Annotated in this window: 11 protein-coding genes; 2 read left to right on the top strand and 9 right to left on the bottom strand. The window is 50.9% G+C overall.

Annotated elements, in window-relative coordinates:
• Position 1: 1 nt before the first annotated feature.
• Genes gspK through gspG form a run of 5 tightly spaced genes read right to left on the bottom strand, consistent with a single transcriptional unit; the run spans position 2 to position 2,762 of the window.
• Positions 2-886: a type II secretion system minor pseudopilin GspK gene (gene gspK, locus OSH01_RS01445; RefSeq protein WP_266122268.1), complete on the bottom strand. Its 885-nt coding sequence runs from the start codon at positions 884-886 to the stop codon at positions 2-4.
• Positions 883-1,506 carry a PulJ/GspJ family protein gene (locus OSH01_RS01440; RefSeq protein ID WP_266122267.1) on the bottom strand — a complete coding sequence of 208 codons (624 nt, stop codon included), beginning with the start codon at positions 1,504-1,506 and terminating at the stop codon, positions 883-885. Before OSH01_RS01440 ends, gspK begins: the two co-directional genes overlap by 4 nt.
• Positions 1,503-1,874, bottom strand: a complete 372-nt coding sequence (gene gspI / locus OSH01_RS01435) for a type II secretion system minor pseudopilin GspI (RefSeq protein ID WP_266122266.1) — start codon at positions 1,872-1,874, stop codon at positions 1,503-1,505. Before gspI ends, OSH01_RS01440 begins: the two co-directional genes overlap by 4 nt.
• On the bottom strand, positions 1,871-2,338 hold the full coding sequence (locus OSH01_RS01430; RefSeq protein WP_266122265.1) for a prepilin-type N-terminal cleavage/methylation domain-containing protein: 468 nt from the start codon (positions 2,336-2,338) through the stop codon (positions 1,871-1,873). The genes gspI and OSH01_RS01430 overlap by 4 nt, the downstream gene beginning before the upstream one ends.
• Positions 2,313-2,762 (bottom strand): type II secretion system major pseudopilin GspG, encoded by a 450-nt coding sequence (gene gspG / locus OSH01_RS01425; RefSeq protein WP_266122264.1) that lies wholly within the window; start codon positions 2,760-2,762, stop codon positions 2,313-2,315. The genes OSH01_RS01430 and gspG overlap by 26 nt, the downstream gene beginning before the upstream one ends.
• 70 nt (positions 2,763-2,832) lie before the next feature.
• Between gspG and OSH01_RS01420 the strand changes: the two genes are divergently transcribed.
• Entirely contained in the window at positions 2,833-3,300 is a 468-nt protein-coding gene (locus OSH01_RS01420; protein ID WP_266122263.1) for a hypothetical protein, read from the top strand.
• A gap of 70 nt (positions 3,301-3,370) precedes the next feature.
• Here OSH01_RS01420 and OSH01_RS01415 read toward each other — a convergent pair whose 3' ends face one another.
• Complete coding sequence (locus OSH01_RS01415; RefSeq protein ID WP_266122262.1) at positions 3,371-5,074, bottom strand: sulfate adenylyltransferase; 1,704 nt, start codon at positions 5,072-5,074, stop codon at positions 3,371-3,373.
• A gap of 343 nt (positions 5,075-5,417) precedes the next feature.
• On the opposite strand from OSH01_RS01415, the gene OSH01_RS01410 reads away from it, so the two are divergent.
• On the top strand, positions 5,418-8,870 hold the full coding sequence (locus OSH01_RS01410) for a hybrid sensor histidine kinase/response regulator (RefSeq protein ID WP_266122261.1): 3,453 nt from the start codon (positions 5,418-5,420) through the stop codon (positions 8,868-8,870).
• 10 nt (positions 8,871-8,880) lie between these two features.
• On the opposite strand, the gene OSH01_RS01405 is transcribed toward OSH01_RS01410, so the two are convergent.
• The 3 genes from OSH01_RS01405 to OSH01_RS01395 form a co-directional block, all read right to left on the bottom strand.
• Positions 8,881-9,561 carry a response regulator gene (locus tag OSH01_RS01405; RefSeq protein WP_456057543.1) on the bottom strand — a complete coding sequence of 227 codons (681 nt, stop codon included), beginning with the start codon at positions 9,559-9,561 and terminating at the stop codon, positions 8,881-8,883.
• Between the two features lie 85 nt (positions 9,562-9,646).
• Positions 9,647-11,311, bottom strand: a complete 1,665-nt coding sequence (gene actP / locus OSH01_RS01400) for a cation/acetate symporter ActP (protein ID WP_266122260.1) — start codon at positions 11,309-11,311, stop codon at positions 9,647-9,649.
• On the bottom strand, positions 11,311-11,622 hold the full coding sequence (locus OSH01_RS01395; protein WP_266122259.1) for a DUF485 domain-containing protein: 312 nt from the start codon (positions 11,620-11,622) through the stop codon (positions 11,311-11,313). Before OSH01_RS01395 ends, actP begins: the two co-directional genes overlap by 1 nt.
• Between the last annotated feature and the right edge of the window lie 7 nt (positions 11,623-11,629).

Below are 11,629 nucleotides of genomic sequence, written 5' to 3'. Positions count from 1 at the left end.
ATCAGAGTATCCAGCGTATATGGGTTTTGTTCGCGCCACGCTCTAGCAAAGCCTGGAATCGTCGTTGAGTTTGGTTTAGCTCCAGTTTGCCGTGAGCACTGAACCATTGGCTTTTCACCTGTAAGCGGGGGGTGGTCGCTTGCATTCCAGTGGGTAGTAAGGCATTGAGGTCACTCACTTGGCGAAACCATAATCCTTGGTCACGTGCTGCCACAATACGCAGAGCATCAGCGAGACTGAGCTCTTCTATATAGGCGCTCAGCACATAGGCACTCGCGGTATTAATGTTTAAGCCTGTTTGCTCAGGTAATAAGGTGGTGTACTGATTTAGCATTGCCTGTTGAGTGGGATCTAACGAGCGGGCCGCTGTCAGCTCAGAAGGCAGTCGCGCTCCTGCTTGCGAGGCTTTTTTATCTGAGCTAGCCTGCATTGCCGCCACCTGTAAGGCAATTTCCGAGGCAAGCTTTGGTGGTAACTGTATGGCCTGCAGTAAACCTTGTAGTTGTGTGACGGCCGCTGGGTTTACTTGGCCCTGTCGTTGTAGACGTAGTAAGTTGTATTTGGCCTGTTCATCTTGCAAATAGCCGGAAAAATACGCCGTGCTGCGTTCATCACTAATGGGTAAGCGTTCAATGACTTGTGCCCAAAGTCCGTTGCGCACAGTAATCGCTGAGCCCCGTGCGTCTTCAGCTAAAAGCTGAGTCGTCCAATCTAGGGCGCCCGAGAGCAACCAATAAGCCTGAGTGGCGTCGTGCTCAGTGATCAGTGCAGTGCTTAAACGAGTTTGACGTTCAATTAGCGCGGTGGCGATGATGCTCGTTGCCAATACGATCACCAAAGCATTAATCACCGCTAGGCCGTGCTGAGAATAGGGGCGCCGGCTCATGGTAATAGCACCACTTTGCGGTAGGTCACTACGCGTTCACGCTCAACTCTTTCTACACTTAGCTCTATGCCTGTGGGAGCGTGCTTGGTATCTCTAAGAGGGAGGTCTTGCCATCCGCGTGCGGGTATCCAAGCGCGAAAATGCACTGCTTGCACATCATCTAGTACCACTTGCTTGGTTTGGGGGAAAGTGAGTGGTAAGTGGGTGCCGCTTGAACCAAAGTCGCGAAAAAGCTGTTGCTGGTTAAACGACCAGCGCACCCACCGTGTACCAGCTTGCCCAACAGGAGCCGCCTGCAAGATGCTCAGCGCGCTACCATTGGCCTGAGCTTCCCAGTGTAAGTAGCGGTGGGGGTGTTCGGGATTCAGTAAGGCTTGGGCGTTGGCTTGATGCTGATCCAGTAGTAGGGTTTTATAATGTCGTTGTATATCGTCTTCAAACTGCTGTAGCACGGCATGAATGCTCAGGTGCTGCGATTGGGCTTGATCCAATTGCGTTTGCGTGCGTTGTATGTAGTCCAGCGCACGCCATGATAAAACGCTCAAAATACTCATAATTAACAAGGTCACCATTACCTCTAGGAGCGAGAAACCCTGTTCGGTCATGTTCGGGCTTTTCATGAGCGGCGCATGAGTATGCCGTGTAAGTAAGCATGGTTATGGGCTTGCTTATCTAACTGTACTCGGATGGTGATTTGCCTGAACTGACTATGCTCTGTGGCCTTGCTTTGCACCTCGCACACGAACTCATAGTGACCAATGGGGCAGGGCGTGTGGCGTATGCCGGGGCTAGGAAATTGCCCCTGCAGTTTGATCTCTGCCATTAAATTGCTAGCGGTGTGCAAGGCCAGGCTGCGCATGGTATTACGACGAGCGCCTTGGGTGCTGAGTTGTAGCGTTTGCAAAATAGCCATAAGCGCCACGCTAATAATAGCTAGAGCAACCAGAACCTCAATAAGGGTGTAGCCTGATTCGGTTTTTGAGTTCATGGCATTATCTCGAACTGACCATATGGGGTCCTTGATAAGGTAATACGATCTACGCCGTTGTCCAAAATAATCGACAAAGGGGAGTGGAGCCACGCTGCCTCCACGAGCACCTGGGCCTTAGGCTGCTGTTCGACCTGCACGGGCAAACGACTATGCCAAGTGGTTTGCCGTAACTGCACGGGCAGCGTGGCAGCCTGAGGTTGTATAGGTCTAAAATCGTAATGCTCACCTTGTGCCTGCCAGCTTAACGACTCCCGATGCTGAAGTGCATATTGGCGCGCCAACTCAAATCGTTGACTAAGTTGGCGTGCGTCCTGATACAGGCTATTGGTGTTACTTTTAGGCATATAACGTATGCCTGCCGTGGCACTAATACCAATAATGAGCAGGACGACGATGATTTCTAGTAAGGACAGACCGTGTTGCGGGCGGACAGACTTACTGCCAAGAACCGATGTCTGCATTGGTCCCTTCGCCTCCAGGTAGGCCGTCTGCCCCGAAAGAAAAAATATCGATTTCGCCGTGTACGCCAGGATTAAGATATTGGTAGCTATTGCCCCAAGGGTCTTGGGGAACCTTGTCCAAGTAAGCTTGCCAGTTAGGGGGAATCGGCGCCGTGGTGGGTTTTTTTTGCAAGGCGTCTAATCCCTGCGTATTGCTAGGGTAGCGGCCATTATCAAGGTGATATAGCTTGAGCGCTTGCATAATGCCGGCAATATCCTGCTTGGCGGCGACGGCGCGCGCTTGGTCTGGGCGACTGAGTAAATTAGGCACCACTAAGGCGGCCATAATACCCATAATAACCATGACTACCATGATCTCAATAAGCGAAAATCCTCGCTGTTGACGGCAGGTAGAGCGAACTGTAGGTTTAAAAGCGTGTGTCATACTTCCTTCATTTATCCATGCCAGACTCTGTTATTTAACGCTGTAAAAATAGTAGCTATTTAAATATTTTATGAGTCGCATATTTAGTGTAACGACGGGATATGTCAGTTTTATGGCGGACGTCGTGATTAAGCTGTTTGTATTGTTACTTGTCATATTTTTGGCCTATGCCCTCGCTCAGGTGGCAGTGACACCGACCATACGCTATGCGCCGATGGCTGCTGAGTCTCCCGTAGCACAGGGGCAGCAAGCGGTTGCCATGGCGTCATGGTTTGGTCAAGCAGGCGGTCCGCTCCCTATACAATTGTTGGGGGTAATGAGTCGAGTGCAAGCCCAGCAAGGGGCTGCTTTGTTGAGTATTGGCGGTGCAGCCCCTAAAGCGTATCGCAGTGGTGACTGGATCACTCCCGAGCTGAAGCTGATTCACGTCGGCGAACGCTTTATTGATATCGAGCAACAGGGAACTGTGCAAACGGTGCAGCTACCGACGACTGGTTCGCGGGTGCTGGAAAATGCAATCCGGCCCATCAAGCCATAGCAAGCGCTATCGCACAGGTAAAAAAAGGCCAGCGATGGCTGGCCTTTTTAGCTAGAGCAGTAGATAAATGTTAGTCGGCGCCTCGGTAGCGTTTGTAGGGCAAGACGTTCCAAATACGCTCATTGAGTGCTGCGGTGTCGGTGGGGCTAGGAATATCCGCTAAAAGCCTTAGGGCGGATTCCAGTTCACGCTCTACCTCGGCCTTATCTTGATACATGAACTCATCCGATGTCTCGTCCTGAGATTGACGTAATTTTTCTTCTAGGTCATTAATAATGCGTTCCTGCTGCGCGCGCAGATTGCCCCGAGCTTCGTCCAGCCAGCGGGGATGCAGATTACGATTGTGATCCACGACGGCAGCGTATTCTGCATATACACCGTGATAAATGTCTTGGGAGTGCGTGCGAGCATCATGATTGGCCAGTTCTAAATCTCGTATGCTCAGATCTTCTGGCTTAAGTGGGGTGGTGCGCGGCGCTCCGCCTAATCGGGTGTAGTGCAGGTAATACGGAAACATGCTTTGGATAACCTTAGCGACGGGTAAGGTGCCATGGCCATCATCGGGGCATATGCCTTTGGGTTGTACTCCTTGCATGGCGGCTAAAGCAGACTCTGGTCTTACCACCTCCTTGGGGGGCATAATGCCATGCCGTAGCATTTCCCTTATACCCGTACCAGAAATATTCAAACGATAGCGCTCGTCGTGTGGGCAGGTCTGTGATGTGGCATGATTTGCACAGCGAGTGCAATAGAATACTTCATGAAATAAACGAACCTCGATGCCCATCTCTTCTGGGCTAAATTCGTCAAAAATGCTGTGGCTGGCATATTTATCATAGTAGCTACCGATGCCAGCGTGGTCGCGGCCAATTAAAGCATGCGTACAACCATAGTTTTTCATAATTAAGGCGTGCAAAATGGTTTCGCGCGGGCCAGCAAAAATATATGTTACACGTAGTGGCGATAATATCGAACGGTCTTTAGGATAATAGGTATCTAAGACATTACGATACGCGAGCATCCGGTATTCGTGCCGTACGTATTCGCGTTTAGCCATTTCTACCAGTGGTTGCAGTAGCAGCCCATCAATACCTTCCAGTGCATTACGGTGTATATACTCGTGACCACGGTGCAGAGGGTTAGCGCCCGTAATAAAGCCGGCAACGGAGTTGAACTTGCGCTGTTCGTAAAAAAGTTGCCAAGTATCTTTAGGCTCACGGCGCAGTTTTTCGAAGGGGCCCCAGTCTACGCGCTGCAATAAGCTGAGCTTGCCACCTAATGACACATCACCCATGCGGCGATGTACCGAGTCGACACCAGGGTGATTACGATCGGTAGTACCGAATAATTGTTGGGCACGCTCTTGCTTGTCATAGTCGAAAATATCCTCAATCGCTAAAATCGCGATGGGGTCGTTGTTATGATCCGTTAGAGCAACTTCGTCACCTACTGATAGGTTTTTAATAGTTTGTTGATTGCGTTCGCCTATTGGAGCAAAACTTAATGGCACAGGCCAGATCAAACCATTTGCTAAGCGCCCTGTTTTTAATACTGAGCGATAATCATCTTGATTCATGAAGCCTTCATTAGGCGACAGCACACCAGTGGTAATCATTTCTATGGTGATGGCTGCCTCCAGATCGACACGAATATTAGGCAGGGTGCGAGCACGGGCGATTTCTGCCTCCCGCTGCTCTTCTGCCACCACTCGTTGTATAAGCTTTCCGCCATGGGGCTGTTGCGGATAGCGTTCAAAATGCAGGGTATGCTCCATATATCCTCCAGATAGATATAGTTTTAAATTGTTAGATTTACTATTTTTGTTATAAGTGCCATAGCTGTTATTCGCACAGGCACGTTAAGTGTGTACGACGCCCTTAGTTTTAAATGGCTTTGCTCCGCGCGTAAATACACCTTTAGGCGCACGGGAGGGGGTAAATCGTGAGAGATGAAAGCAGTTAAGGGGCGTATAAGGCAATTGCTAACGATAGTATAAGTTAGTCTAGTGCTGTCTGGCGTTGCCCAGTATCAGCACTAAACGTATCATAATTTAGCGCTAACTGTGGCGTTCATGCAGTTTCTGACCGCTTCAGTATATAAAAGAGGAGACGCACCCCATGGTGCCTGCCTGGGTAATTCTAGCTTCGCTAGTTTACGCTGCCATATTATTTGCCATTGCATGGATAGGTGACCGACGTCCCTTGTATCCGCAGCGTGGCTGGCTACGACCGTTGGTATACAGCTTGGCGCTAGCCGTCTATTGCTCATCGTGGACCTTTTATGGTGCGGTAGGCTCGGCCATGCGCGACGGCATGAGCTTTCTGCCTATTTATCTAGGCCCCATCCTGATGTTTTTGTTTGGCTGGCGCATTCTAGAGCGTTTGGCGTTGGTGGCGCAAACTCAAAAAACCACATCCATTGCCGATTTTATCGCGAGCCGTTATGGACGGGCGCAGCGGCTCGCCGCGCTGGTGGCTTTTATGGCTGTTGTTGCCGCGGTGCCTTACCTAGCACTGCAGTACAAGGCCGTCACACTCAGTTTACGGGTCATGACGAACACCCCTATGAATGGCGGAGTGCTGGGTGACCCAGCCTTATATGTGGCGGTGGGGATGGCTTTGTTTTCGATTCTTTTTGGTACTCGCGTGGTGGACGCCACTGAGCATCGCCCTGGATTGATGTTAGCCGTGGCCTTTGAGTCTTTAGTCAAGTTGCTTGCCTTAATCGCGGTGGGCGTATTTGCTATGTTTTGGTTTCAAAAGAGCCAGTTAGACCTAACAGGAGCAGTACAGACTTTTCTGGATAACTCACCTCGAGCGGGCTTTGTCAGTCAAACTTTACTGGCGTTTTTAGCCATAATTTGTCTGCCCCGTCAGTTTCATGTGGCGATTGTGGAGTGCGCCGACGTGAGGGATATTCGGCGGGCGCGTTGGTTGTTTGGTGGGTACCTTATTATCGTTAGCTTAATGGTGTTGCCCATTGCCACCGTGGGCATGTCGTTTGTTACGGCACAAGGCACCGCTCCCGACACTTTCGTACTGGCATTGCCCTTGTCTGAAGGGCAGCTGGGTTTGGCATTGGCGGTGTATATAGGCGGTTTTTCCGCGGCAACGGGCATGGTGATTGTGACCAGCGTGGCACTGGCCACCATGGTCAGCAATGATTTGATTATGCCTTTGTTGCTCCGCGCGCGGTGGGCACAGAAAAAACAAGGCAATATGGCGGCTACCGTGTTGTGGGTACGCCGGGTCGCTATCATGGTATTGGCTGGAGCCGCTTATGGTTATTACCGCATTAGTGGCACGGATACGGCGTTGGCTGCTTATGGCTTGATGGCTTTTGTGGCGGTAGCACAATTTGCTCCAGGCTTAATTGGCGGTCTGTACTGGCGGGGAGCCAGTCGCCAAGGTGTAGAGGCAGGGCTGTTGCTAGGGTTTGCCATTTGGGTCTACACCTTGTTTTTACCCACTGTGACCGAAGCGGGGTGGCTTGATGATTATTGGCTGCATCACGGCCTATTCGGGGTGAGCTGGTTGCGTCCGCATCAGTTGTTGGGGGTGGACGGGTTAGATCCTCTTACGCATGGCACCTTTTGGTCTTTAGCCTGCAATATTGCTGCTTTTTTATGGGTTTCATGGCGCCGCCAACCGGGGCTGGGCGAACGCTTGCATGCCGAGCCGTTCTTGAACCCCTATGCACAGCGCCAGACACTCACGGCGCAGCAGTGGCAGGGTAGCCTAACGGTGGGAGATCTGCTGACTCTGGCGAGTCGTATTACGGGTGATAAAACTGCTTTACGTGCCTTCCAAGCGCATGCCCTAACTCAACAGGGGCAAGCCTTATCGCCAGAAATGAAAGCCGATACGGCATGGGTGCAATTTACCGAGTTGCTGTTAGCTGCGGCAGTGGGTGCGGCCTCGGCTCGTTTAGTGATTACGAGCGCCTTACGAGGCTCGGGTATGGAACTGAACACGGTGGTGGCTGTCCTGGATGAGGCAGGCCAAGCCTTACGCTTTAATCGCGATATTTTGCTCGCCACCCTGGAGAATATAGATCAAGGAATTAGTGTGGTGGATGCAGATATGCGTTTGCTCGCTTGGAATCAAAGTTATCAGTCTTTATGGGAGTATCCGGTTGGGATGCTGTATGTAGGACGCCCTGTTGAAGACTTATTGCGTTTGAATGCATCGCGTGGGGAGTTGTTTGGGGCCGATGAGAACGAGGTAGAGCAAGCGATTCAGCGCCGCTTAACCTTAATGCGCGAGGGTAAAACCTATATTAAACAACGCATTTTAAATGACAAAAAAGTTATTGAGTTGCGTGGGCGCCCTTTATCGGGAGGGGGGTATGTCACCAGCTATAGTGACATTACGCATTATAAAAATGCGGAGCGTGAACTGCGTGACATGAATGAAACCTTGGAGCAGCGCGTGGCGGAGCGCACCCAAGAAGCGGAAAAAGCGCAAGAGCTAAGAACAAAGTTTTTAACTGCCGTCAGCCACGATGTCTTGCAACCCATTAACGCGGCGCGCTTGTTTGCTTCTGCTTTAAGCGAGACGCAAGAGCCGCAGGAGATGACACGCTTAAGTGAGCGTATCGATACGGCCTTACGCTCAGCCGAGGAGTTGCTGGATGGTTTGTTAGATATTTCTCGCTTGGATGCAGGGGTCTGGCATCCAGAGATAGAGCAAATTTATGTCCCTACCTTATTGCATAACTTGGCAGACCAATATGCACCTATCGCCGTGCGGCGAAACATTCAGCTTGCTGTGCATGCCCCCGCAATATATGTACGCAGTGACCCTAGATTGTTGCGACGCGTATTGCAGAACTTTTTGGCCAATGCTTTGCGCTACACGCGCTCGGGACGAATTATATTGGGTGTACGGCGTCGAGGTGCCGAGTTGGAGTTTCAAGTTTGGGATTCCGGTCAAGGTATACCCGAGCAGCACATACAACAGATTTACTCTGAATTCCATCGCTATGAACAGCCCTTTGATTGGGATGGGCGTGGTTTGGGCATGGGGCTGTCTATTTGTCAGCGTATTGCTTCTTTATTGCACCACCGTTTAAATGTGGCTTCGCAGGTCGGGCGTGGAAGTATGTTTTCGATCTGGGTGCCTAGAGTGAGTAAGCCAGTGCTGGCCATGACCCCAGCTACCTCCGAGCCAACCGTGGTGTCCAGCTTAGAAGGCTTGCGTGTCTTGTGTCTAGACAATGATCCAGAAATTATCGAAGGTATGCTGGCATTGTTGTCTCGTTGGGGGATTAACAGCCAGAGTGCCACGACCGTAGACCAAGCCTTAGCGCAGGTGAGCCCAGACGTGGATGTCTTATTGGTGGATTACCACTTGCACGATAGGTTAAATGGCCTTGAAGCCCTAGAGCTATTAACCAGTCAGTTGCCCCACGTCCGCGGTGCGCTACTGACTGCTGATGGTAGTCACGAATTGAAAGCAGCGGCGCGTGAGCGTGGCTATCCGGTATTAACCAAGCCTGTTAAGCCGGCTTCGCTAAGGGCCTTTCTGTTAATGAAACTGGAGGAGCGCAATTCGGCGGTCGGGGTATAAATATAACAATTTAAACAGCTTGAGAGAAAGCCGCAGTGTCTGTGCTAGGTAAGCCGAGCTCATTGGCGATGAGCACAGCTTGTGTTCTGTTAGAGGCGCCAAGCTTGCGTAAAATAGCGGTCATGTGGGCTTTAATGGTGGCTTCAGAGATTCCTAGTTCATAGGCGATTTGTTTATTCAACTGACCTGTCCCCACCATCTGTAATACCCGAAACTGCTGTGGTGTCAATTGACGCACGCGTGCGGCTGCTTGCTTTTCTTCTAGGCCTGCCCCGGGGGTCGACTGGTGTAATGAAGGAGCCCAACTATTGCCATCGAGAATGTCATTGAGCGCGATAGCCAGTGTCTTGGAGTCCGCCGATTTAGGTATATAGCCTGCCGCTCCATGGTCTAAGGCTCGGCGTATTAGTTGTGGGTCTTCGTGGGCCGAGATAATGACAATAGGCAAAAAAGGATATAGCGCACGCAGGTGCACCAGAGCACTAAAGCCTATGGCCCCAGGAATATTTAAGTCCAGTAAAAGCAGATCTGCATCAGAGTGCTGTTCCGCTAAGTCATAAAGATGAGCAATGCGCTCAGCTTCGCGGATAGTGCAACCTGGGAAGAGCTTTAGTATCACCCCGCGCAGGGCTTCGCGAAATAGCGGATGATCATCTGCAATCAGAAATTCTGTCATTGGATCAATGGCCATGTTAGAAAAAGGATGCAAGAAGCACCTAGTTTACACGGCTGCGCAGAGTACGGTAGTACCCTGCGCATTAGGTGCCGCGTAGGTGTTAGTGCTGGCTGGCGGAAGCTGCGCCTATACCTGTTTGACTGCGTACGGTGACAGCATCAAAGCCTTCACGTTCTTTTTTGGCTTGTGCGCTGTTGTCTAGGACAGAAAACAGCCAAATAGCAGCAAAAGCCAGTGGGATAGACAGGATTCCTGGGTTGGGGAAGGGGGTAATGGGCTGGGCAAAGCCAAACACATCCACCCACACAGTAGAGCTTAAGATCACCCAGCCGGTTGCCACGACTAAACCTAAGAAGCCGCCTATGGTCGCGCCGCGTGTGGTGCAACCTCTCCAAGAGATGGAGAGCACTAAAACAGGGAAGTTAGCACTGGCTGCAATGGCAAAGGCTAGGCCCACCATAAAGGCGACGTTTTGGTTTTCAAAGATAATACCGAGCAAGATGGCCAGCACGCCCAGCACAATAGTGGAAATACGAGAGATGCGCATCTGGTTCTTTTCGCTGGCTTGGCCTTTAGCAAAAACGTTTGCATACAAGTCGTGCGAAATAGCGGCAGCGCCCGCCAAGGCCAACCCTGCTACGACAGCAACAATGGTGGCAAAGGTGACGGCAGCCAAAAAGCCCAGCAACAGGTTGCCACCTACAGCATTGGCCAAATGTACGGCCACCATGTTGGTACCGCCGATGAGGTCTTTCAACATATTGAAGCTGCCATCTGGCCCGCGTACGAAGTACTCGGGATGCTGTACCAGCATGACAATGGCACCGAAGCCGATGATGAACGTGAGCAGATAAAAGTAACCGATAAAGCTACTGGCCCAAATCACTGATTTGCGGGCTTCTTTGGCATCCGCTACGGTAAAGAAACGCATCAGAATGTGGGGTAGACCGGCTGTTCCAAAGGCGAGTGCAATACCCAGTGATAGGGCATTTAAGGGGTTCGCACTAACTTGCGAGCCGGGAGCAAGAATTTTTAGACCATCTGGGTGGGTGGCGACCGCACGGGTCAAAATTTCATCAATGTCCCAGTTAAAGGCGGCCAATACCAAGCCTGACATCAGCGTTGCGCCAAACAGCATGAGTACTGCTTTAATGATTTGTACCCAAGTGGTTGCGGTCATGCCACCGAAAGCCACGTAAATCATCATCAATGCACCCACAATGACGACAGCGGCATTGTAGTTTAGGCCGAACAGTAGGACGATTAATTTTCCTGCGCCCACCATCTGAGCAATCAGATACAAAGCAATAATGAGCAAGGAAGCGCTGGCGGCCAAAATACGCATAGGTTTTTGCTTTAGTCGGTATGAAGTGACGTCAGCAAAGTTGTAGCGACCTAGGTTGCGTAGTCGTTCGGCAATTAAGAACATCACGACCGGCCAACCAAATAGAAAGCCTGTAGCGTAAATCATGCCGTCAAAACCGGACACGTAAACCATTCCGGCAATGCCTAAGAACGAAGCAGCGGAAAGGTAATCCCCAGCGATAGCTAGGCCATTTTGAAAGCCCGTAAGCCCCCCTCCCGCTGTATAAAAGTCTGAGGTAGTTTGCGTGCGTTTTGCCGCCCACCAGGTGATAACCATGGTTCCAGCAATAAAAACCAGAAACATGACGATGGCTGAAGTGCGTGAGGCACCTTGTTCTGCAGCCAGAGCTGTTGAGCTAAATAAGCTCAGCAGCGCCATTAGTAGTAGCTTTTGTCTCATTATTTTATGTCCTTGATGATCTGCGCTAGCAAGGGGTCGAACACTTTGTTAGAAATCCAGACATAGATGGCGATCATAATGACTGCGCTGAACACGACAAGCGTGGCGCAGAAGATGCCGATAGACATGGTCAGGTCTCCAAGGGGCTGACCAAATAGCACTGGATCAAAGGCTAGCGTGAGGATGAAGCCTGCGTAAATGCAGATGGCAATCACGAAGAACAGCAAGCTGAGGCGGTTTCTACGTCGCAGCAGTTCCTGATACGCAGGATGCTGCATCACCGCGGACACGACATCTTGAGATGAGTCCATCTTTGTC

Origin of the sequence: Alcaligenes endophyticus (assembly GCF_026344035.1) — a bacterium.
GTDB classification, from domain to species: domain Bacteria; phylum Pseudomonadota; class Gammaproteobacteria; order Burkholderiales; family Burkholderiaceae_B; genus Alcaligenes; species Alcaligenes endophyticus.
The sequence above is the reverse complement of the archived record's forward strand: the minus strand, read 5'-3'. Positions and strand labels throughout refer to the sequence as shown.

Bases quoted from the DNA above. Each gene is read 5' to 3' on its own strand.
- actP (WP_266122260.1), bottom strand. From the start codon at position 11,311: ATGAGACAAAAGCTACTACTAATGGCGCTGCTGAGCTTATTTAGCTCA.
- gspG (WP_266122264.1), bottom strand. From the start codon at position 2,762: ATGACACACGCTTTTAAACCTACAGTTCGCTCTACCTGCCGTCAACAG.
- OSH01_RS01415 (WP_266122262.1), bottom strand. From the start codon at position 5,074: ATGGAGCATACCCTGCATTTTGAACGCTATCCGCAACAGCCCCATGGC.
- OSH01_RS01430 (WP_266122265.1), bottom strand. From the start codon at position 2,338: ATGCAGACATCGGTTCTTGGCAGTAAGTCTGTCCGCCCGCAACACGGT.
- OSH01_RS01410 (WP_266122261.1), top strand. From the start codon at position 5,418: ATGGTGCCTGCCTGGGTAATTCTAGCTTCGCTAGTTTACGCTGCCATA.
- OSH01_RS01420 (WP_266122263.1), top strand. From the start codon at position 2,833: ATGAGTCGCATATTTAGTGTAACGACGGGATATGTCAGTTTTATGGCG.
- OSH01_RS01440 (WP_266122267.1), bottom strand. From the start codon at position 1,506: ATGAAAAGCCCGAACATGACCGAACAGGGTTTCTCGCTCCTAGAGGTA.
- OSH01_RS01395 (WP_266122259.1), bottom strand. From the start codon at position 11,622: ATGGACTCATCTCAAGATGTCGTGTCCGCGGTGATGCAGCATCCTGCG.
- gspK (WP_266122268.1), bottom strand. From the start codon at position 886: ATGAGCCGGCGCCCCTATTCTCAGCACGGCCTAGCGGTGATTAATGCT.
- gspI (WP_266122266.1), bottom strand. From the start codon at position 1,874: ATGAACTCAAAAACCGAATCAGGCTACACCCTTATTGAGGTTCTGGTT.
- OSH01_RS01405 (WP_456057543.1), bottom strand. From the start codon at position 9,561: ATGGCCATTGATCCAATGACAGAATTTCTGATTGCAGATGATCATCCG.